Annotated in this window: 26 protein-coding genes; 3 read left to right on the top strand and 23 right to left on the bottom strand. The window is 57.7% G+C overall.

The window, feature by feature from the left end; translation table 11 throughout:
• Nucleotides 1–7 precede the first annotated feature (7 nt).
• The 6 genes from QD172_RS02010 to QD172_RS01985 form a co-directional block, all read right to left on the bottom strand.
• Nucleotides 8–160, bottom strand: coding sequence for a hypothetical protein (locus QD172_RS02010; RefSeq protein WP_271302904.1), 153 nt, complete (start codon nucleotides 158–160; stop codon nucleotides 8–10).
• Nucleotides 157–309 carry a hypothetical protein gene (locus QD172_RS02005; protein WP_279854738.1) on the bottom strand — a complete coding sequence of 51 codons (153 nt, stop codon included), beginning with the start codon at nucleotides 307–309 and terminating at the stop codon, nucleotides 157–159. Before QD172_RS02005 ends, QD172_RS02010 begins: the two co-directional genes overlap by 4 nt.
• A 159-nt stretch (nucleotides 310–468) precedes the next feature.
• Nucleotides 469–1,335, bottom strand: coding sequence for a PD-(D/E)XK nuclease family protein (locus tag QD172_RS02000; RefSeq protein ID WP_279854737.1), 867 nt, complete (start codon nucleotides 1,333–1,335; stop codon nucleotides 469–471).
• Between the two features lie 10 nt (nucleotides 1,336–1,345).
• Entirely contained in the window at nucleotides 1,346–3,844 is a 2,499-nt protein-coding gene (locus tag QD172_RS01995; protein ID WP_279854736.1) for a primase-helicase family protein, read from the bottom strand.
• Between the two features lie 268 nt (nucleotides 3,845–4,112).
• Entirely contained in the window at nucleotides 4,113–4,679 is a 567-nt protein-coding gene (locus QD172_RS01990; RefSeq protein ID WP_279854735.1) for a 3'-5' exoribonuclease, read from the bottom strand.
• Between the two features lie 72 nt (nucleotides 4,680–4,751).
• Complete coding sequence (locus QD172_RS01985) at nucleotides 4,752–5,045, bottom strand: hypothetical protein (RefSeq protein WP_279854734.1); 294 nt, start codon at nucleotides 5,043–5,045, stop codon at nucleotides 4,752–4,754.
• Nucleotides 5,046–5,280: 235 nt separating this feature from the next.
• On the opposite strand from QD172_RS01985, the gene QD172_RS01980 reads away from it, so the two are divergent.
• Nucleotides 5,281–6,075: a hypothetical protein gene (locus tag QD172_RS01980; RefSeq protein ID WP_279854733.1), complete on the top strand. Its 795-nt coding sequence runs from the start codon at nucleotides 5,281–5,283 to the stop codon at nucleotides 6,073–6,075.
• A gap of 19 nt (nucleotides 6,076–6,094) precedes the next feature.
• On the opposite strand, the gene QD172_RS01975 is transcribed toward QD172_RS01980, so the two are convergent.
• Genes QD172_RS01975 through QD172_RS01900 form a run of 16 tightly spaced genes read right to left on the bottom strand, consistent with a single transcriptional unit; the run spans nucleotide 6,095 to nucleotide 15,286 of the window.
• The gene (locus QD172_RS01975) at nucleotides 6,095–7,945 is read right to left on the bottom strand and encodes a DNA polymerase (protein WP_279854732.1); all 1,851 of its coding nucleotides are present in this window, start codon (nucleotides 7,943–7,945) and stop codon (nucleotides 6,095–6,097) included.
• Complete coding sequence (dcd, locus tag QD172_RS01970) at nucleotides 7,945–8,481, bottom strand: dCTP deaminase (protein ID WP_279839965.1); 537 nt, start codon at nucleotides 8,479–8,481, stop codon at nucleotides 7,945–7,947. The genes QD172_RS01975 and dcd overlap by 1 nt, the downstream gene beginning before the upstream one ends.
• A gap of 51 nt (nucleotides 8,482–8,532) precedes the next feature.
• A complete protein-coding gene (locus tag QD172_RS01965) occupies nucleotides 8,533–9,354 on the bottom strand; it encodes a hypothetical protein (RefSeq protein ID WP_279854731.1) in 822 nt (273 codons plus the stop codon).
• A gap of 10 nt (nucleotides 9,355–9,364) precedes the next feature.
• Entirely contained in the window at nucleotides 9,365–10,087 is a 723-nt protein-coding gene (locus QD172_RS01960; protein WP_279854730.1) for a hypothetical protein, read from the bottom strand.
• Nucleotide 10,088: 1 nt separating this feature from the next.
• Nucleotides 10,089–10,289, bottom strand: a complete 201-nt coding sequence (locus QD172_RS01955; RefSeq protein WP_279854729.1) for a hypothetical protein — start codon at nucleotides 10,287–10,289, stop codon at nucleotides 10,089–10,091.
• Entirely contained in the window at nucleotides 10,282–11,247 is a 966-nt protein-coding gene (locus QD172_RS01950) for a hypothetical protein (RefSeq protein WP_279854728.1), read from the bottom strand. Before QD172_RS01950 ends, QD172_RS01955 begins: the two co-directional genes overlap by 8 nt.
• Nucleotides 11,244–11,696 (bottom strand): hypothetical protein, encoded by a 453-nt coding sequence (locus QD172_RS01945; protein WP_279854727.1) that lies wholly within the window; start codon nucleotides 11,694–11,696, stop codon nucleotides 11,244–11,246. Before QD172_RS01945 ends, QD172_RS01950 begins: the two co-directional genes overlap by 4 nt.
• Before the next feature lie 16 nt (nucleotides 11,697–11,712).
• Complete coding sequence (locus tag QD172_RS01940) at nucleotides 11,713–12,291, bottom strand: hypothetical protein (protein ID WP_279854726.1); 579 nt, start codon at nucleotides 12,289–12,291, stop codon at nucleotides 11,713–11,715.
• A gap of 12 nt (nucleotides 12,292–12,303) precedes the next feature.
• Nucleotides 12,304–12,603, bottom strand: a complete 300-nt coding sequence (locus tag QD172_RS01935; RefSeq protein ID WP_279854725.1) for a hypothetical protein — start codon at nucleotides 12,601–12,603, stop codon at nucleotides 12,304–12,306.
• Nucleotides 12,600–13,040, bottom strand: coding sequence for a hypothetical protein (locus tag QD172_RS01930; protein WP_279854724.1), 441 nt, complete (start codon nucleotides 13,038–13,040; stop codon nucleotides 12,600–12,602). Before QD172_RS01930 ends, QD172_RS01935 begins: the two co-directional genes overlap by 4 nt.
• A 10-nt stretch (nucleotides 13,041–13,050) precedes the next feature.
• On the bottom strand, nucleotides 13,051–13,257 hold the full coding sequence (locus tag QD172_RS01925; protein WP_271302921.1) for a hypothetical protein: 207 nt from the start codon (nucleotides 13,255–13,257) through the stop codon (nucleotides 13,051–13,053).
• Nucleotides 13,254–13,415, bottom strand: a complete 162-nt coding sequence (locus QD172_RS01920; protein WP_279854723.1) for a hypothetical protein — start codon at nucleotides 13,413–13,415, stop codon at nucleotides 13,254–13,256. Before QD172_RS01920 ends, QD172_RS01925 begins: the two co-directional genes overlap by 4 nt.
• Entirely contained in the window at nucleotides 13,415–13,843 is a 429-nt protein-coding gene (locus QD172_RS01915; protein WP_279854722.1) for a hypothetical protein, read from the bottom strand. Before QD172_RS01915 ends, QD172_RS01920 begins: the two co-directional genes overlap by 1 nt.
• A 2-nt stretch (nucleotides 13,844–13,845) precedes the next feature.
• Complete coding sequence (locus QD172_RS01910) at nucleotides 13,846–14,169, bottom strand: hypothetical protein (RefSeq protein WP_279854721.1); 324 nt, start codon at nucleotides 14,167–14,169, stop codon at nucleotides 13,846–13,848.
• A gap of 1 nt (nucleotide 14,170) precedes the next feature.
• Entirely contained in the window at nucleotides 14,171–14,797 is a 627-nt protein-coding gene (locus tag QD172_RS01905) for a hypothetical protein (protein WP_279854720.1), read from the bottom strand.
• Between the two features lie 27 nt (nucleotides 14,798–14,824).
• On the bottom strand, nucleotides 14,825–15,286 hold the full coding sequence (locus QD172_RS01900) for a hypothetical protein (RefSeq protein WP_279854719.1): 462 nt from the start codon (nucleotides 15,284–15,286) through the stop codon (nucleotides 14,825–14,827).
• Nucleotides 15,287–15,402: 116 nt separating this feature from the next.
• Here QD172_RS01900 and QD172_RS01895 point away from each other — a divergent pair, with 116 nt between their 5' ends.
• A complete protein-coding gene (locus QD172_RS01895) occupies nucleotides 15,403–17,478 on the top strand; it encodes a restriction endonuclease (RefSeq protein WP_279854718.1) in 2,076 nt (691 codons plus the stop codon).
• Between the two features lie 13 nt (nucleotides 17,479–17,491).
• The gene (locus QD172_RS01890; RefSeq protein ID WP_279854716.1) at nucleotides 17,492–18,085 is read left to right on the top strand and encodes a hypothetical protein; all 594 of its coding nucleotides are present in this window, start codon (nucleotides 17,492–17,494) and stop codon (nucleotides 18,083–18,085) included.
• Between the two features lie 86 nt (nucleotides 18,086–18,171).
• On the opposite strand, the gene QD172_RS01885 is transcribed toward QD172_RS01890, so the two are convergent.
• Nucleotides 18,172–18,915: a hypothetical protein gene (locus tag QD172_RS01885; RefSeq protein WP_279854715.1), complete on the bottom strand. Its 744-nt coding sequence runs from the start codon at nucleotides 18,913–18,915 to the stop codon at nucleotides 18,172–18,174.
• Nucleotides 18,916–18,981: the final 66 nt, after the last annotated feature.

Here is an 18,981-nt window from a genome sequence, read left to right as displayed (position 1 = left end):
GAGTCTCCTATGAGGCATACGCCTTGCGATTACGGTTGGCACTGAGAAGCGCTGCCACGACGACGACCAGCAACTGGATCATTTGCAGGGTGGCCATCACGGTGCGCACGACGGTGGTCGCGGTGAACGCGATTTTCTGGAGCAAGAGCAAGAACGTCATTCACGTCTCCTGGGAGTCATGAGCCACAACAGCCCGAGGGCAGCGGCCATGATCATCAGGGCAATCAGCAAGTAGCCGATCGCGTTATGGATTGCGGCCAGCATCGCGCCTGTGAGGGCGATGGCGACCAGGGGCTTGCTTAGATTCATGAGTGGTTCCTTTCTCTATCAGGTGGAGGGGAGTGCCCGAGAGGCGGGCAAAGACGCGCGGCGGGCAGAACTTGTAGCGGTCGAGGTTCATGGCCTCGGCCCACTGCGCCACGGTGAAGGGGCGGTCCCGTTGCACCATCTGCAGGAACCGGGCTGTGATCATTCGGCGACCCTCCATTGGCAGGCGCCAGTCTCGGCGTGCGGGCAGAACTTGCAGTTGTTCTTCGACGGCTTCGGACGGGACAGCTGCTCGGCTGTGGCGTTAGTGAGCGCGAAGGCCCGCTTCTCGATACGCGGGAGGAAGACCATCGCCTGCTCACGGGTGAAGGACTTCTCGAGCTTCTGGCCCTGGTCGGTGTAGTAGAAATCGACCTTGATGAACTCAAGCTCCGGGTAGCGCTTGAACGCACCGACCGCGTACTGGAGCCCCTGATCGGAGTGCTTCAGCTCGTTGCCGAATTTCTTGCCGGTCTTGTGATCGATGATGTGGGCCGAGGTCCCCCAGCGACGGAACACGTCCAGCTTCATGCGGCACCAGACGTCCTTGTCGAAGAAGCCCGTCTGCCCCCAGGTGGCGGTGAAGCCCCAGTTCTGTTCCAGCTCGAACTGCTCCGGGGACTCGTCGAAGGCTTCGCGCAGCGTGCGATACTCGAAGCCCAGCTTCTCGAGGTTCTTGGGCACCCTGTCGGTGTACAGCTCGCCACGGATGAAGTGCTCGGCCTCGTCGTGAATCCGGTTACCGCGATCGGCGGCTTCGCTGGACGGCTCGGCGATCTTGTCCACCTTGCTGAGGTAGACGCGGTAGGGGCATTCCTCGAACTTCTTGAGGACCGAGAACGACCAGGCCGGTACCGGGCCGCGCGGGGCCTCGGCCAGTGACAGGGCATCCTCGGCCAGGGCAGTGGCGTCCGGGCGCTTGCCGGCGAACAGACTGTGGTTGGTGACGCTCGGCCCCTTGGGCGTCGCGGCCGGTTGCTTTTCAGGCGTGGTGGCGCCGTCGGGGCGCCCATTACCGAAGAGGTTCATGGGGTGGCTCCTAGTGGGTCTGGATGGAAGAGAGCGACTTCTGCTGGGCCGGGGTGCCGTTGTCACGGATCAAGGCCATGAGATCGACGTCCTCGTTGATTTCCCATGCGACGGGGGCGACACGAATCCGTTGGCCTGCGATGCGACGACGTTCGAAGTTGAGGCCGTAACGGGCCATCATCTTGGAAAAACTCAGCTTCCGAGTGACGTCGCCCGCCAGGGCGTTGTAGAGAATCAGCGCGTCGTCGAGGTTGAGAAAATCCCGAGACTCACCCGCCTCGAGGATGTCGATCGCCAGCCGCGCCAACACCTCGCTCGCCTGGCTGAGACGTACCGCGTCATCCGGTTGCGTCGGGCGAACATCCAGGACGTTGTTGATCAGCCACTCGAAGTCGCCACCGCGCAGTGCATCGACGTAGTCATCGACCCAGGTATTCGAGGCGTTACGCATCGCCGCCTTGGCTTCGGTCTGGAGCGGAATACGGGCGAATGCCTTGTCGATCTTGAAGGTGGTGAGGAAGTCCGCGAACTGCGGCAATTCCTGGGTAATGGCAAAGATCAACTTGGCCGTGTCGTACAGCGCATTGATCGGCGTGTTCTGGGCCGGAGCGACACAGAAACGGCGGTCGGTGGCACTGATCTTCAGCGCGTCGCGGGTGTTGGAGAAGAAGATCATGTTCTCGAACAGCTCGACGTTCTTCTGGTTGGAGCGCATGTGGCGCACCGAGCCGCTGGTTTCCGAGATCATGTTCTTCAGCTTCTCGTACATCCGGCTCCCTTCCTTGGCATCGGCCATGCGGAATTCATCGATGACGACCAGCAGCATCTGCTCGCGCCAGCCGTCATAGTTGTCTTCCAGGTCGAAAATCTTCTTCAGGGAGCTGTAGCGCTCGGTGAACAGCGGCTTGATGATCTGGTGGAACAGCAAGCCCTTGCCGGTGCCCTCGACCCCGTGGAACATCCAGGCGACGGACGTTTTCTCGCGGTACACGAAGGCGAAGGCGAGCCAGTTGATGAAGTGCTCATACTCCGCTTGGCCGTGACCCACGACGTGGTCGATCAACTTGTGGATGTTGGGCGCGACCTGGTTGAGGTAGCCGGCGGCATAGCCGTACTGGACGCCCTGGAACTCCTCGCTGATTTCCGGCTTGCGCATCATGTACGGCGAGGGGCGGAACAGGTTGAAGTGCTTGTTCGTTGAGTCGATCTGGCCCGTGGTGGACTTCGGGTCGAAGCTGACCTGCCAGGACTCGATCGGGTCAGGAAGGTCGGCGCCGTACTGGAGCATGAAGTCCCGAAGTGCCACACGGCTGGCATAGGCGTGATGCACCAGGGTGCTGTCCTCGGTGTTGTAGAGGACCGTCGAGTAGGTATCGGCATCCCGGTCGCGGAAGACCAGCGGTGAGACAGTTTCATCGACGACTTCATCCGAGATCGAGGCCATGTAATCCCGGTAGAAGTCCGGGGCCACCTTGACCATCTCGACGACAGGCTCGTCCTTGAAGTTGTAGATGTACTTCGGGTTGTCCTTCGGCCAGTAATAGGCGTTGGAGTCACCGCCGTTGAGGTTCGCGTAGACGAACGGGTCGTTCTCGTAGGCAATCTCGATGCTGACCGTATCCGGGTTGGTCAGCAGTTCGTGGTAGTGACCCTTGCGCGTCTCGATGACCTTGGTCTTGCCGACACGGCTGGGCAGCTGGGCCAGGGCGCGCAGCTCCTTGACCTTCTGCTTGATCAGGTTGTCAGCGGTCTGGGGGACAACCGCATTGATTTCCTTGGAGACGTTGGCCACCGGGGTTTCGCCGGGGATCAGGGCCACGCGCTCCTGGGGAGAGGTGAACGGGTCCCGGATCAATTCGCCGAGGAACAACGGCGTGGCGATATAGATCAGCCGGCTGTTGTCCGCCGTGCAGCGGTCCAGGGTGAAGTGCAGCGACTGACCGGACGGATTCAGCTCGATCTGCGCATCCAGGTCCGGGTGCGCAAAGTTGGCCTCGGTCAGCCACGCCTTCAGCTTGCCGGGTACCACGGGGGCGTCGAGCAGGAAGAACAGGTGCAGGCTGGCCGTCTTGGGCTTCATGCCGAAGGAGGAACTGGCATGCGCGACGCAGGCCGTGTTGCGTAGAGAGTCCGGCAAATAATCACGGGCGCGGTTGGCAGCGGCGGTCAGCGCTTCCTTGCCCAGTGGGCGCGGCAGGTCCATGTTGCCCAGGGGCATGTCATCGATGTCGATGACCAGAATCTGCGGGCGGAACTTCGGGTCGCTGCGACCGGCACGGGATTCGTTGGCCAGTGGCGTCGGGAAGTGCCCGGTGAAGAACGCATCGCCGCCACCGGAGTGGCGGGCGATCAGCTTGGCCAAGGTGTCCAGTCCCTCGAAGTCCGCCGTCAGCGGGTACTCGATCGAGGTGAGGTTCTTGGCATGGGGCGGGTTCTGCCGCCCCTCGAGGGTGTAGGTTTTCCCCAGGTGGACCTGGGCATTGACGAATGTGGCTGGGAACTGGTCCATCATCCCCTCCTGAAATGGCTGGCACGTTGGCGCTTTTGCCAGTCATCGCGGCAGTCTGTGTCGCAGAAGCGTGTCTCGGGGTCGTCGAGTGCTTCCTGGCAGTTGAAACACCGACCTGTGGCCGGTGGTAGCTGAGAGGCTTGCCGTGCAGCACGAAGGCCATGATCAATCATGGCCTCCGCGATCTCCTGCGCCTTCTCGTCGTCGAGGTCGTGATCCATAGAGCCCCTGATAAATCTGACGTGTGACGCTTGAGTATAAGCAGTGCTTATTGTTGTGGTCTAGCCGCTTTCAGCTGTTCTTTCAGAGTCTCGATCATGCGGAGCTGGTGAATGGCGTCATCACGGGCGTCGTGGTGCGTGCCTTCGCGCTCGACCTTGGTGTATACGCCCAGGTCCTCGGCCAGAGCCTTGAGGGTGCGCAAGTCACGCGCCATCCAGAATGCCCAGGGCGGTTGCATGCCGTGGGACCGGAAGGCGTGCTCGAGCATGGCGACATCGAAGCTGGACCCGTTGCCCCAGGGCGTGAGGCGGGCATCCTTGTCGCCCAGCTGGATGTACCAGGACTGGAATGCCAGCAGGCCATCGCGCATCGATACACCGTCCGCGCACCGGGCCATCATCTGGTCATACAGCTCGCCTTGCTTGCGCCACCAGGTCAGCGTGTTCGGATCGATGTGGCGGTCCCGTTGGGAGGTCTTGACGTCGAGGTAGCAGACGAAGGTTTCCAGCTCACCGTTCACGCGGGCGGCGGCACCAATCGTGGTGATACGGGCGTCCTGTCGGACTGACAGGGTTTCCAGATCGATGGAAACGGGCAGTTCATACTCGGACATGGGGCAGGCTCCGTTCTTGAGGCACGAAAAAACCCCCGTGGAATCCACGGGGGCGAGAAGCAGCGGGGCGGCTTAGGCAGCGGCCCGTTGCTCCTGGGCCACCTCGATCAGCTTGTCGAGGGCTTCGCGCACTTCCTCGTTGTCGCTGTCGGTTGAGTTGAGCATGCGATCCAGAGCCGCGTGGGCGCGGTTGAGCTGGCCCATTTTCTTGTTCATCTCGACACGGTCCTGCTCGGCGCGCACCTCGGCGTCCAGAGTGGCGATCTCGTCGCGCTTGGTCGCAATGCGTTCTTCACGAGTCTCGATACGACGGTTGGCCTGGGTCACGCGCTTGGTGGCAGTCTTGAGGGTGTCGATATTAACCATTGGGGCGTTTTCCTTTGTTGTAATGAAACCTGGAAGGGCGCTTTTGGTAAGCAGTGCTTATTATAATTGCGATAAGAATTTTTGCAAACCGTAGGGCTCTCTTTGAAGGTGAGAAGGTTATTAGTCAATAGTCTAAAGAGATAGCAGTTGTATATTCTTACATGATGTTCTAATAAGTCAGTTGCCGTGTAAGATTACTTGACATTAGATAACTTTGGACGAGAGGTGTATTAATATGGATCATGCAGAGGCACTGGCAAAGAAAATTCTTGTCAATAAGTTTGGAGAAGAAAAAGTTATTTACCACGAAGCACAATCTAATGGTGAAGCAGATTTTATGGTATACGATAAGTCTACTCGGCGTTATGTCGAGGTTACCTCTGCAACCGACTCGGTAAGTAAAGAATTAAGAGCTGTAATTGGTAACAAAATACCACAAGGAGAACGTTACTTTAAAAGTGATAAATTAAACTATTTTTGGGTGGTAAGGTTGAAGGTAACCTCAAAGGTAAAGCTTTTAGAAAAAAAGATTGAAAAAATATTGATAGAGGTGGAGAACAAGATTGACAATAAAGAATTGATATGTGGAGACTTTTATAATTATATGGCATCAGATTATCTTTGCAGCCTATATCAGGATAATGGTATAGATTCACTGTCTCTCTTTAAAAGTGAGTCGGAGACAGGGTATTTTCTGGCGATGCCATTAGGTAAAGCTAGCGAAGATAAAAGTAAGTTAATGGCAGACATTGGAAGGGAAGCTAGAAAGAGGGATAATATACGAAAGATGAATTACAGGCTTGGTGAGGAAGGTATTACAAAACCTATATTAATGGTATTTATAGATAGCTTGGATAACTATAGTGCTAGCTTTGCCTTTGATAATAGTGAAATACTTGAAATCCCCTGCGAACTATTTTCCGTAGAGGGGATGGAGATATGGGTCTTTTCTTATATTGATAATAACAAAGCGAAGCTTGACATATTTAATAATGTCGGGGCTCCACATTCTGAAATAGTAAATGTATAGGTGATGATCCTTAGCAGCGCTACTTCGAGTAACAGGTATCCCAGCCGCCTTCACTGTCGAGCGGCAGGTCAGAGGCCCAGTCCGGTGACACTCGCATGAGGTCTTCGAGTCGGGCCTGACGGTCGTCGCTATTGTCGTCCGGCATCATCATCACGATTTCATCGTGGACCGCCAGAACGAGGTAGCTGTCGGGGAATTCGCGCACGGCAGCACGTATCTGATCAGCCACGATGGTGCGGGACAGGGCCTGGACGATGTTCTCGGCCAGGATGCCGCCATAGATGCGCTGTGTCTTGCCGTTGCGGCGATCGCAGACCAGTTGGTCGCGTCCGTCCTGTTCGTCGGTGATGACGCGCAGGTTGGGGTACTTGAGCGCCATGCCATTGGGCATCTCGAGGCGTTCATATCGGACCCGGATCGGGCCGATCCAGTAATCGGTCTTGGGCAGCATCATGTCGTAACCGGCCTGAGTGAGCAGCCGCCAGTAGTTGACGATGTTGGGGCTGTCGGCACGGAAGGTGTCCACGGCCGTCTGTGCGAAGTGCTGGGATACCAGGATCGGGGGTGATCCCATGGGACCGGAGGCCAGGGTCGCGCGGAACTTGGGGGCGCCCATGCCATAGCCGAGGCCGAGGCGGGCGGTCTTGCCGACGTTGCCTTCCTCTTCCTGCTTCTTGCTGCCGTCCGGGTTCTTGGCCTTGCGATCGACGGGGTAGCCGTAAATCTTGGTGGCCATGTCGTTATAGATGTCCTCCTTGCGGCGGATCATCTCCAGCAGGCTGGTTTCACCGGCCACGTAGGCCAGGACACGGGCCTCGATGTTCGAGGAATCCGCGACGTGGACCTTGTAGCCTGGCGGGGCCGTCAGCGCCTTGCGCAGATCACCGCCACGGGGCAGGTTCTGCAGGTTCACTTTCTGGGTGCCGGACCAGCGGCCAGTGTGCGCTCCGTAAAACGACAAAGGCACCGGGATGCGTCCGAGCTGGTCGTCCAGATCGAGCAGACGCTGGGCACGGGTCGTGTTGAGCGTGGACTTGACCGCTGCGCGGGCCTTCCAGACGTGGGCGAACTCCGGGTAGTCGGCCATGGTGGCCAGGAATGCCGGGTCCTTCTGACCCAGGGCATCGGTTTCCTTGCCGGTGCTGGGGCTGACCTTGCGGGGCACCTCGATGCCGTTCTCGCGCATCCACTCGGCGAACTTGGGATTCGAGGACAGCGTGGTCTTGGCCAGCCCCGAGTCCTTGATCAGCTGCTTGGTGTGGGACAGCTCCTTCTCCAGGAAGCCTTCCACCAGCGGGCGGTCGAGGATGAAACGTGGCTGGATGTACATGCGCAGTGTCAGTTCAGCCAGCTCGACCTCGCTGTCGGGAATATTGGGCCGCAGATAGTGGAACAGGGCGCGGGTCAGACGGACGTCCTGCTTGCAGTAGTTGCCCATGACCGCTTGCTGCTCGGCGTCCAGCTCCCGGCAGTTCTTGAAGTTGGCCAGCTCCTTGCCTTTCTGCATGTCGGGATCATCGGGCCAGGCCCGTTGGCACATGGCCTCGAGGCTGACGTCCTGACCCGGCCACATGCCGCGTCCCAGCGACTGGGTATCGACGTAGTGCTTGGCGTAGCGGTTGTAGCGCAGGGCCAGCACGGTGGCATCGAACATCAGGTTCTGGCCGACCAGGGTGGCCTCCTCGAGCGGCAGGTTCGCGATCGCGGCCTCGACTTCATGCTCGGGGTAATACTCGATCTCGCCGTCATCGATGGCGATCCCGACCCCCTGGCAGAGCCAGCGGTCATCGAGGATGTATTCCGGGTAGGTAAGGCCGGTCAGGGTGTACTTGTTGGCGTAGTAGCTCTCGAAATCGAGAAAGATGTGCATCAGGCAACTCCCATGCTGGCTGTGACGGCGACCTGGCCGTTGTAGCGGCCGCGCTTGCGGTAGCTGTATTCCCCTGCCGAGGCGTGGCGGTGGAAGACCAGCTGTCCTAGCCGCATGCCAGGACGTACCAGCAGACGGTGGTATTGGCAGACGTTCTGGAACTCCAGAGTGAGCGTCCCGTAGAAGCCGGGATCAGCCCAGCCGGACAGGGCGTGGTTGAGGGCGGCACGACCGGCGCTGGAACGCAGCTTGAACTCGCAGGACAGATCGTCAGGCAGGTCGAGGATTTCCTGGGTAGCGACCATGAAGAACTCCCCCGGATGAATCATCATCCCGGCGGCCGGTATCTTCACACGCTCCATGTCCAGCTGTTCCTTGGCGCCCAGGTCGATGATCGCCGAGCGGTTCAGGTTCTCGATCAGGGCCTCGTCGCCGATGCGCACATCGAGGCTGGAGCCATTGATATATTCAGGGGCGGCGCCCTTGATGACGCCGCTGTTGATCAGTTCGAGGATTTCAGGACCTGCCAGAATCATGTCGATATCGCTCCTTGTGGGGGTCCACGATAATAAGCACCGCTTATATGATCATTCAAGTTCATCGAGCAATGGCTTCCAGTCATCGCTTAGATGTTCCGCGATGCCGTTGGTGCTGTGATCACTGCCGTAGAACCCCCAGCAAGAGTCCGCGACATACCAGAGATCGTCGTCCGCCAGCTTGAGCGGGGAACCATCGAAGCCGAAGGCCACGGCAGGGCGTGCCTCAACGACAAAGCCGTAGACCTCACCGCGCAGGTACTGGTCGTAGGTTTCCAGCTCGGCCGTCAGGGTGGCGTCCGGGTCAGGCAGTATCTCGCTGCCGTCAGGCATCCACAGGTGCCAGCCGACCTGGCCGGAGTCCCAGTGGCTGGAGAAAGACGAGTGGCTGACTGTGATCCCTGAATGGTCGTAGAGGTAGACCGGCTTGCAGAGGGTGCCTTCCGGGAGCAGGCCACCTTCCTCCAGCATCTCGATGATCCGACCCACATGCGCCAGGTCGTTGGGCTGCAACAGCTCGACGATGTTCTGGCCGTTAAAGGTCTGCTCGATCTCGATCTCGAACGGGTTGCTGATCCAGCCGCTGTGATCGCAGCGGTTGCAATCATCACTGGGCTGACGCTCGTCGGCCCGGCACTTGGGGCAGATGACCTGGTCATCGTCCAGGTCGCCGGGGAAGTTGGCCTCCTGGATGTACTGGGTCATCAGCGGTTCCAGGAACCGGGTCACCTGCTCCATGCCGCCGATGTCGCCCAGCTCATAGCGGCTGTGGCGAAGGGCCAGCACCCCCGCGTTGTCATCCTCGGTGCGGGGGTTCGAGGGGGTCAGGTCCTGCTCGATGCGCAGGCGGTACTCAGTGTGGTGCTTGATCATGACGGGCTCCTCAAACGCGGGCGGGCATCACGATGGCGATGGCGCCGGTATCACCGAAATCGAAGCGGACGGATGACGACGCATTGTCCGGCAGGTATGCCGTGACTTTCGACTGGCTACCGACCGGCGTCGGGAAACGCAGGGCTTCCTCGGCATAGCGCTGGTTCATGGCCGACTGCCCGAGCTTCAGATAGTTGCGGTACTTGGGACGGTTGTCGGGGAAGGTCATCTGCTCGAACTGGTCCAGCTGGACGTCCTCGCGGGCCTCCATCGCGGCGATCCCCGGAATGACGCGGTCGGTATCGGGGAACTTGCCATCGACCTCCATCTTCTGGCGGGTGGCCGGCTGGTAGTACCCGGGCTCGACACCCTCGGTATTCGGGATGCGGTGCAGGCGGTGGCCGTCGGTGGCCTCGATCCACTTCTCGCTGACATGCACGTAGTTGAGGTAGTAGCGCACATCATCGGTGCCGGCGGCCTTGGCGACCCATTCCCAGAGGTCCTTGGGCTTCTTGGCCGGCGTGGGCAGGAAGAAGTTGGCCAGCGTGTGTAGCTCGACGTCGCCGGGCAGGCGGTCGCCGTGGTGCATCTCCAGCTCCTCGGTCAGCTTCTTGAGCGCCTTGAGGGCGTCGTCGCGGTTGGACTTGTTGCCGGCGATACGGTGGCGGTATGCCTCGGCAGTGATGGCTTCGAACGGGTGCTGGGCACGCTTGGTTTCTGTCATGGCATTCATGTCACTTCTTCGGGATATCGATGTCAGTGATGTCGCTGAGGTGGTACTGATCAACCCAGATCGCGTAGCAGTGCAGGCAGGTGATGGCCTGACGGGCGTGTCGGTCATCTATCGAGACGGAGCCACCTTCGAGGTCGTTGCTCTCGCAGAAGGGGCAAAGGTTGGGGTCGGCCAGATAGCGGGCCCTGGTTGCCTCATCCATCAGCGTTCTCCAGGGCGGTGTTGATGTGATCGCGGATCAGCTGGTTGATGACGTTGTGGCTGGGCAGCGGTTGCGGGTCGGCCGTCACCAGCGTGGCGTAGGCCGCGCCGACCGGACGACAGACGCTGTTGAGCCAGCCGATCAGGTCGTCGGCGTAGAGCCGGCAGGTCAGTTCCAGTTCCTCGACGTCATTGGTGAGCTTCTGGATGGCCTGGAAGTCGTAGGGTGCCGCGCCGAGGTACCCCGCTGTCAGGGCGATGACCGCCTGCCGGCAGCGCATCTCGATGGAGGGGCGAGGGATGATGACTTCCCCCAGGGTGGCCTGGGCGGCCAGGGCCTCCTCGCATGCCTCGCTGTGGACCTGTTCATCCAGCCAGAGGGCGAAGTCCTGACTGATGGCGGCGCGGTCGGTGACCGGGATGCGTGAGTGCGCCCAGGTCTGGAGGTACTTGCGGCGCAGGTCCGCCAGGTCGTGCTTGAGCGAGGTACCGGACAGGGTGTCGATGTAGGGCACGCACAGATGATACTTGCCCAGGGCCCGTGCATCGAGGTACTTGGCCACCGAGTCGAAGACGTTGTCGTCCATCGGGTGGTCGGGCGTGAGATGGGTGAGCGTCTTCTGGTGCCAGTCGGCCAGCACCAGCCCATCGACCGTGGTGACACAGTCCAGCTGGTCGCAGTCCTTGATGGTCTTCTGAATCAGGTTCCAGAGGTTGTCGGTGTCGTCACAGAGCAGTTCGTCCAGCTCGTTCTGGATCGACTGGGCGAGGTCGTCGTCGCCGAGCTTGCGCGCCACAAGATGGGCCACGTTCTTCGGGCTGGTGTTGTCGGTCAGGTCGCACAGGCGGATTTCCATGGACAGCATCTGATAGCCATCATTCTCGGCCAGCAGGCCACGCAGCTCCTCGACCTCGTCACTGGTGGCGCGCAGATAGGCGCCATGAATCTGGATAGTCATTCGCAGAACCCCTCGGTTGGTAAGCGGTGCTTATCGAAATCGGCAGGCGAAATCCACGTATCCTTGCGACGGACGTCCACCGCCTTGCACAGGCAGACGCCGTCGCACTTGGCGTACATCGTCGTAATGCTGCCGGTAGTGAATTCGGACATCAGGAAACTGACCATGCCGTTCTCGCGGGTGTAGCGCAGGGGGGGCAGGACATTCAGCGCCTCGTCAAAGGCCAGCTCGTCGATGACGGCCGCCGGGTCGCTCAGGTAATGCGCGTCCTGCCACTCTTGCTGGAAGGCTTCGAACGCCTCCTCGGTCATGGCTTCGGTGCCCGGGGTCGCGGCCAGGTAGTCCTCGACGGACTGCCCACCGGGGTAGAGCACCTGGCCCTCCAGGGCAATGTTCTTGGCATAGCCTGTGAAGTCCTTGCGATCGATGAGGTAGGTGTAGACCTTCATGGCCAGTTCCTGTGTGTTAGTGGACGGTGTCAACGGTGGCAGCGGTAGCGACCACCTCGATGGAATCGATATGCACCACACCGTCTTCCAGCTCGATGTGGCCTTCGGGCGGGGCGATACCGAGCTGAATCAGCATGAACAGCTCGGGGTTGATCAGCGCGATGCGTTCCATCGGCGGGTTCGGGTTCTCCACGGTACGCACCACCCCTTGGTGCTCCTCTTTCACGCGCGCGCCGCCGATGCGGACACTGTCGCCGACCTGGATGTCGCGGCCATCGGCGTCCTGGGGGACAGGCTGGGGAGTCACCTCGAAGACCAGCTCCTCACCGTCACCCTGTTCCAGGATGGTGAGGGTGTTGGCGAAAACTGCGGAACTTTCGCCGTCTTCGTCGTCCAGGATCATCATCGGGTGTTGCGAGAGCATCGCCTGCTGTCCGGTGAAGGCCGGTATCCGAGGCAGGTGCTCAAGACGGATGACGCGATTCACTCGCCCCTTGTCTCCGTGGAACTCTTCCGGGGCACCTTCACCGATCTCGACCAGGTCGCCGACGTGGAAGGTCTTGCCGTTGCGGTCTTTCGGGGTATAGAGGTTCATGACTGATTGTCCTTATTGGCCAAGGGAGTGAAGGTTCCGACGACGTTCCACGTCGGTGACGCTGCTGCTGAGGGAGGCCCCGGTGGCCTCGATCGCAGGAAGCAAGTGGTTGGGGCCTGCCGGCGGCAGGACCCCGAAGTCGCGCAGGTGGCGCAGGGCGGTCAGCTCGTACTGAGTACCCCCGCCATAGGCGAAGGGCACGGTCAGCTGCTGCGGCGGCGAATCGTCATCGCCGAACATCTGGACGTGGACGCTGTGGTAGGTGTTCTGGCCGTCGAACCAGCGGCGTCCTTCCACGGTGAAATGGCTCATGAGATCGACTTGACCTCCTTAAGGTTGGCGATGGTCATGCGCTTCTCGTTGCGCAGCGGCGCGGGGTAGGCCAGCTGGTGGCTCGGGTCCGTGCTGACCCGACCGTCCATGCCGAAGTGCAACAGGCGGGTGATGGTGCCGCCGAGCTGCATGGCGATGATCGGGTGGTTGCCCGGTGCCCGGGTTTCCAGAATCTTCACCTCCTGGCCGGTGCTGGTGACCCAGGTCGTGCCGACATTGACGAAGATCGGACGCTGGATGTGGCGGATCGCGCTCTCGTCCACGATCTCGATCTTGCCGTAGCCCAGGTGGACCCGGCCGGTCGATTCGCACTGCTTATAAAAGAACTCACGCTGAATGGCGTGCTCCTCGGTCTGGTACTCCACCAGGTCGGACATCTGTGCCAGCGCCAGCGGGATGGTTGCCAGAATGATCATGGTGTCGCTCCTACAGGATGGTGATGGGGTGCAGCGGACGCGCGTTGCGCGAAGGGGCAGCGTCGAGTTCCAGCACGCTGTCAGGGTCAAAGCCGTAGTGGTCCAGTTTGAGTTCTGCGTGGCAGATGTCGCCGGCCAGGAATTCGAGGGTGAAGACCCGTGCCCCTTGCTGGACGCGGGCGCGGTACACCGTCATGGTCGGGTGGCAGATGTTCACTCCTCCTCGTCGAAGTCTTCGAGGTAGGTGTTGCCACGCTCGATGGCGACCTCCTCGAGCACGCCACCATCGGCGTCTCCAATCTCGTCCGGGGTCCAGACGATGACGACGTGGCCCGAGTCACGCAGTTGTTGAACGGTCTGGTCCTTGAGGTTCATCAGTAGTCTCCCGGTGCCTGCAGGTAGGCGTCGTGTTCATGGTCGAGGGCAACGGCCAGGGCGTGTTCGGCCTCGGTCTGGGTGTCGTGGGTGGACAGCACCTCATCGTCCTCGGTGATCACCCGCCATTGGCCCAGGGACCAGAACCCGAAGTCGGCGCCGTCACCTTCGTGGGTGCCGAAGTAGGTACCGTCGGGGGCAGCGTTCTCCAGGGCGTTGATCAGCTCCTCCTGCAGGAAGGCGGCTTCCTCGCTATCCCACCACTCACTGTCGTCGCCCTCGTCCTGGACATAGGCCGGGATCGGCGGGTGCGGCTGGGCGACCAGCTGTTCGTGGGCGGCGCTGTCGTACTCGGCGAGCGCGGCCAGGAAGGTCGGGATCAGGTCCTGCGGGCGCAGGGTGCCCTGGCTTATGCTTCCGATGTGCATGTTCATTTCATGGCCTCATCGATCCGTTCGAAGTCGTTCATCGCGGCTTCGTTGTCGCTGGCGATGTCGATGACGATGTCCTTCTCATCGACGTCGTACATCAGCACCAGGGCGCCGACTTCGTGCCCACCGGGGGAGGTCGCCAGCAGGGTGCTGGGCTCGTCGGTGGCCAGCAGCTCGTCGATCAGCGTGTCCACGCTGTTGCCTTCCAGGGGCGTGACCTCGTCCTCGAAGGTGACCGCGATGTTGGTCCACCCCAGGGACTTGAGGCGGTTGATCAGGTCACGGGCGTGCAGCCCGTTGGTGGTAGCGAGCAGGGATGGCATATCAAAAACCCTCGGCCATGCGTTCATTGACACCCATCAGCGAGAGCGCGTGCTGATAGACCAGGAAGGGACGCGGGAACTCGTCCCGGATCAGGTACTGCTTGACCAGCCAGCGGCCGACGGGCTCGGCGATGTCGTAGGCGAACACGCCTTCGTAGGGGACGTCCGTCTTGTCGAGGACTCGCCAGGCCATGTCCAGGATCGGGGCGAATTCCGTCACACGGCCAATGAAACCCAGCTCGCCTTCCTCCAGGGCATCGACCGCCTGGGAGAATTCCTTGGCCTGTGACGCGCCCAGGGCCAGATAGGCGAGGGTGACGTTGTCGTGCGAGCGGGGGTTCTCCCAGTCGAACTGGGGCAGGGTCAGGAGCGGGGGGACATCCCGATCCAGGTTCAGCCAGGTGTGGCCGGTGCGGGACGCCAGCAGGGCCAGGTCGATCAGGAACGGGACCTTGTCCTGGGGCAGGTGGGGGACCTGCTCATCGACGATCAGCAGGGTGGCGGTATCGCGCACGATGCCGTTGGCGGCGCGGTGCCGGATGGCATCATTGAGCACGGACAGTTCGGCCTGGGGCACATGGCAGGTGCTCAGGGACAGCAGTTGCTCGGTATGGGAATTCGGGAACATGGTAGGGGCCTTGTTGGTAAGCGGTGCTTATACAGAAGCCATGGCGAGAAATGTCAGGCGTTCCGGTGCCGGCTCCTGGTCATGGAGCGGGGTGCGTTCAACGACGTGGCGCTGATGGAGCCCGTCCACGGTGCCCAGACAGGTGGCCCGGGTGCGTTGCCCACCGGGGAGGCGGGCTTCGACCACCCAGGGGTGAATCGGGGCGTGCGTCATGCGGATCAGCCGGGCAGCGGCCTTGAACGTGCAGCGGCGGCCACGGTTCGAGGGGCTGTCACCGGCCAGTGGGGCGCGCTCCTCGTAGGTCGGGGCGATGCCCAGACAGTCCCACTCGTCGTCGGGGATGTCGTTGAAGTGATAGTCCATGCTCGACAGGATGCGCTCGCGGCCGATCACGTCCTCGACCTTGTCCATTTCCTCGGGACCCACGAACTGGACGTAATAGTCGTGGTGGCTGGTGCGTTGGTTCACGTAACTTTCACGCGAGTACATGGCGGTTCTCCTTGAGGCTACGCAGTAACGGTAAGCAGTGCTTATTTTGGTGTCAAGCCGAGGAAAAAGCACCCCCTGTTTGGTAAGCTAGACAAAATAGGAATTAGGAAACGAGCATGGAAGCATTAATCATTACTGCCATTTTGGGTATCGCGATTCTCTGGCATTTTTATAATAAGAATGCAATGCAACAAGAGGCCAATGATGAGTATGTCAAGAGACTGATGAAGGTATCAACGAAGGAAGGGTATGATATTTGGGATGATCGTCTCGAAGGTCATGTTGAAGATGACGAAAAGAGGAGGCGTAAAGCTAATACGAAAATGTTGGAAGATGCAGAAAATAATCGTTATTTAGAGAGTGTTAAGTCTAGCTGTAAAGTTGATGATATTGATGTTTGGGACGTTAGACTCGAAGGATTGGTTGGAATAGAGGAAAAAAACCGTCGTCAGTCGAATGCGAAAATGTTAGAAGATGCAAAAAATAATTCTTTTGTAAGGAAAGCTATACCTGAATTTAAAGTTGGTGATGTAGAGGTTTGGGATAATAGGCTCGAAGGTTCGGTAAGTATAGAGGAAAAGAAGCGTCGCAAGGCGAATTCGAAAATGTTAAAAGATGCGGAGTCTCATACTTGGTTAAATGAGTTACGAGCTACTACAAAAGTTAAAGGTATGGATATTTGGGACAGTAGACTCGAAGGTTTGATAAGCGTGGAAGAAAAGCAGCGTCGTCAGGCGAACTCGAGGATGCTAGAAGAGGCTAATAATAATCATTTGTTAGAGAAGCTTAAGTCTGAGTGCAAAAGTGGCGATATAGATATTTGGGACCATAGACTCGAAGGCCTGCTAGATATAGAAGAAAAGAAGACTCGGCAGCAAAATACGAAAATACTCGAAGCAGCTGAGATCCGTGATCGCTTAGAGAGTTTAGAAACAGAAGCCGTGTTCATGGATAAAGAGTATGAAAGTTATCACCAGGCTGCTATCGCTCTTGATGTAAAAATATCAGATTATGAAGCTCTGAGGCATTGTGAGATAGATGAAGACGGTGTGAAATTAAATAATAGATTTTTGCGCGAAGTTACGGGAATATTATTGCTTGAAGAATCATCATTTTGTCAAAACCATGAATTGACGATTAAGGTTATTAAGTTCTTTAAGGGCTATCCTGAGCAGCTCAAAGATTTCGTCAATGCAATTGATTTGGCTTTAACTAACAAGAAAATTACTAAGTTCGGCAATATGGGGAATTATTTATTGTCAGGGGGAGGCTCTTCACCTAAAGAAAACTTAATAGTCTACTTTTTCGATCAAGTTGTGGTAGATATGGGAGAGTTTAGGGAGTCTTATTACAAGATTGATTGTAAAAATAATTACAGCGCCTTGTATTTGCCTAGAAATTATGATGATGCTTTGGCATATTTTGTTTCTCAGTGTATTGTTATTGGTATTGGAGAGAAATGTGCTTTAAAATACTTTCGTAAAAAAATCAAAAGGTTTGTCTCTAGTCGAAAGAACAGTAAGGAAATTGATGGAACGCTTTGGGATATTATTAATGATGAATATCTTGATATTGAACTTAAAACTATTAGGCAAATAATAATTTACATTGCGAAAAGCAACGACCCTTGCTTGAGATTCTCCCGTTACAATGATGACTCTAAGGTTATGGTTAGAAACTTTCAAGATGACCTGTTTTTAAATTTTTCATTGGAAGGTGGTGAGAGATATCTCAGTCGCGTTGTTAGAAAGGCGCGAAAAAAAATCGAGGAAGAAATCCTCGATCTTGATATTGAGGTAGAGCCAGAAGCCGAATCTGAGCCGCTAGATAATGCTAAATTGTTTACAGGCACCGGGTTAGAATACGAGGCATATATGCATGCACGTATTGAACGAGAAACACCGTTCGATGTGGAGCTGACAAAGTCTTCGGGTGACCATGGTGCAGATCTTGTTATACGTAAACTTGGGTACTCAGCAGTCGTCCAGCTAAAGCTTTATTCCACTCCTGTTGGAAATAAAGCAGTACAAGAAGCATATACAGCTAAGCAGCATTACCATGTTGGTCATGCATTTGTTGTGACGAATTCTTCATACACCCGTGCTGCTTATGAGGTAGCTGAGACGACTGGAGTTATGCTGTTCCAAGATGAAGAATTTATCAAATATCTAAAGTCAGATTTTTTCTATTAAGTTGAGGCCCGCTATGTGGAAATTTACTCTCGGAGTTATATGCGGGTTGTTATTGGGTTATTTGGGCGATTTGAAGTTTTTTTCGGAGGCAAAGTTAACGGATTGGTTGTTAGTAGCGGTAGGTTTCACAACCGTGTGTGTGTATTTTATGCATGAAAAGGGGCTAAAGCGAGACCGGATATGGAATACCAATAAAGATAGTTTGATGAAGCTGCGGAAAACTTTGGCAGATACTATCTATGCGCTTGAGTATCTTGTTGAAGAGTATAGGTATGGTGAGTTGGCTATGGACTTTAATGAGGACTTTCCTTGCTATCCAGATTTGAAAATTTTTCGGCAACTACAGGAACAGATCGAAGAAATTTTAGTAGTAAATTCTACTATGCTAGACTCTTTGTTCGTCAATAGGCTGCTAGCTACAAAAGAGAGCCTTAAAATCATTCGCAATGATGTGAATGTAACCGGTGCGCTTGATAATGAAGAAGGTTATGAAAGTGAGCTGGAACTACTAAGGTCAGTGGAGCCAAAATTAAATCAGTTAATTATTGAAATGTCTGGTGTCGAAAGATCGTTGTTTCAAAGTCTGGTGTCGAGAGATCGTGGATGATAGCCCACAGGAAGATGGCCTAGCAGCACGACATTCTCGACAGTCATGACAAAGGCCCCCCGCCAATGGCGAGGGGCCGAGGGCCGTTACAGGTTGGCGATGACGCTGGCGCGACGGCGGCGCGTCTGCTGAGTCAGCGACTCGCTGCCAGCGGCGTTGAAGCCACGGTTCTGCGCATCCTGATCACGCGCCAGCTTGGTCAGCCATGCGGCGTGTGCGCGCTGATACTCGTGGTTGAGGGCCGACGGCGCTTTCGTCAGCTTCTCGTAGCGCCCCTGCTCGGTGCGGCGGGTGCTGAAGGCGATCTCGTCGCCGCAGATCGCGCGGAAGACGTCTGCCAGCTCGCTGACCATCTCCAGGGCGGCGACCTCGTCGTCACGCAGGGAATTGAGCAGCTCGAACTGCTTCTCGGACAGACGACGCGGCTCGACGCCAGCGGTGTCGGGCTCGGGGCGGATGTCGAGATCGACCGGCGACTTCACGAAACCGGCCTCGTCCAGCTCCAGCGGCTCGCCGCAGGCGTGCATGGCATCGTCGCCGAACTCGATGCGGTCAGCGAAGTGGGCCGCGCGGGCCGACTCGCTGACGAGCGTCTGAATCAGGCGCTCGAGCACGTTCTGGCGCGGGTAGGTCCCCAGCTGGGAGAAGAATGCATCGAGAGTGTCGGTGGTGGCAGCGGCGGTGGTCTGGGTGGTCATGGCAGTGTCCTCGGATTGGGCAGAAGTGGTGGCGGCGGCGACAGGGGCATCCTCCCAAGGGGCGGTGTCCTCGTAGTCGGCCATCTGGTCACTCATCTGGTCGCGCAGATCGTTCTGGTTGTATCGGCTCATGGGTAAGGCTCCGGTTGGGTGTCACGACATGTGACACGGGCCTCACGCACTGGCCCTGACGAAGTC

Source organism: Cobetia sp. 10Alg 146 (genome assembly GCF_029846385.1).
Taxonomy (GTDB): domain Bacteria; phylum Pseudomonadota; class Gammaproteobacteria; order Pseudomonadales; family Halomonadaceae; genus Cobetia; species Cobetia marina.
This window is presented reverse-complemented; position numbering and strand designations above follow the sequence as displayed.

Coding starts and splice junctions, on each gene's coding strand:
- QD172_RS02010 (WP_271302904.1), bottom strand. CDS start 160: ATGACGTTCTTGCTCTTGCTCCAGAAAATCGCGTTCACCGCGACCACC.
- QD172_RS02005 (WP_279854738.1), bottom strand. CDS start 309: ATGAATCTAAGCAAGCCCCTGGTCGCCATCGCCCTCACAGGCGCGATG.
- QD172_RS02000 (WP_279854737.1), bottom strand. CDS start 1,335: ATGAACCTCTTCGGTAATGGGCGCCCCGACGGCGCCACCACGCCTGAA.
- QD172_RS01995 (WP_279854736.1), bottom strand. CDS start 3,844: ATGGACCAGTTCCCAGCCACATTCGTCAATGCCCAGGTCCACCTGGGG.
- QD172_RS01990 (WP_279854735.1), bottom strand. CDS start 4,679: ATGTCCGAGTATGAACTGCCCGTTTCCATCGATCTGGAAACCCTGTCA.
- QD172_RS01985 (WP_279854734.1), bottom strand. CDS start 5,045: ATGGTTAATATCGACACCCTCAAGACTGCCACCAAGCGCGTGACCCAG.
- QD172_RS01980 (WP_279854733.1), top strand. CDS start 5,281: ATGGATCATGCAGAGGCACTGGCAAAGAAAATTCTTGTCAATAAGTTT.
- QD172_RS01975 (WP_279854732.1), bottom strand. CDS start 7,945: ATGCACATCTTTCTCGATTTCGAGAGCTACTACGCCAACAAGTACACC.
- dcd (WP_279839965.1), bottom strand. CDS start 8,481: ATGATTCTGGCAGGTCCTGAAATCCTCGAACTGATCAACAGCGGCGTC.
- QD172_RS01965 (WP_279854731.1), bottom strand. CDS start 9,354: ATGATCAAGCACCACACTGAGTACCGCCTGCGCATCGAGCAGGACCTG.
- QD172_RS01960 (WP_279854730.1), bottom strand. CDS start 10,087: ATGAATGCCATGACAGAAACCAAGCGTGCCCAGCACCCGTTCGAAGCC.
- QD172_RS01955 (WP_279854729.1), bottom strand. CDS start 10,289: ATGGATGAGGCAACCAGGGCCCGCTATCTGGCCGACCCCAACCTTTGC.
- QD172_RS01950 (WP_279854728.1), bottom strand. CDS start 11,247: ATGACTATCCAGATTCATGGCGCCTATCTGCGCGCCACCAGTGACGAG.
- QD172_RS01945 (WP_279854727.1), bottom strand. CDS start 11,696: ATGAAGGTCTACACCTACCTCATCGATCGCAAGGACTTCACAGGCTAT.
- QD172_RS01940 (WP_279854726.1), bottom strand. CDS start 12,291: ATGAACCTCTATACCCCGAAAGACCGCAACGGCAAGACCTTCCACGTC.
- QD172_RS01935 (WP_279854725.1), bottom strand. CDS start 12,603: ATGAGCCATTTCACCGTGGAAGGACGCCGCTGGTTCGACGGCCAGAAC.
- QD172_RS01930 (WP_279854724.1), bottom strand. CDS start 13,040: ATGATCATTCTGGCAACCATCCCGCTGGCGCTGGCACAGATGTCCGAC.
- QD172_RS01920 (WP_279854723.1), bottom strand. CDS start 13,415: ATGAACCTCAAGGACCAGACCGTTCAACAACTGCGTGACTCGGGCCAC.
- QD172_RS01915 (WP_279854722.1), bottom strand. CDS start 13,843: ATGCACATCGGAAGCATAAGCCAGGGCACCCTGCGCCCGCAGGACCTG.
- QD172_RS01910 (WP_279854721.1), bottom strand. CDS start 14,169: ATGCCATCCCTGCTCGCTACCACCAACGGGCTGCACGCCCGTGACCTG.
- QD172_RS01905 (WP_279854720.1), bottom strand. CDS start 14,797: ATGTTCCCGAATTCCCATACCGAGCAACTGCTGTCCCTGAGCACCTGC.
- QD172_RS01900 (WP_279854719.1), bottom strand. CDS start 15,286: ATGTACTCGCGTGAAAGTTACGTGAACCAACGCACCAGCCACCACGAC.
- QD172_RS01895 (WP_279854718.1), top strand. CDS start 15,403: ATGGAAGCATTAATCATTACTGCCATTTTGGGTATCGCGATTCTCTGG.
- QD172_RS01890 (WP_279854716.1), top strand. CDS start 17,492: ATGTGGAAATTTACTCTCGGAGTTATATGCGGGTTGTTATTGGGTTAT.
- QD172_RS01885 (WP_279854715.1), bottom strand. CDS start 18,915: ATGAGCCGATACAACCAGAACGATCTGCGCGACCAGATGAGTGACCAG.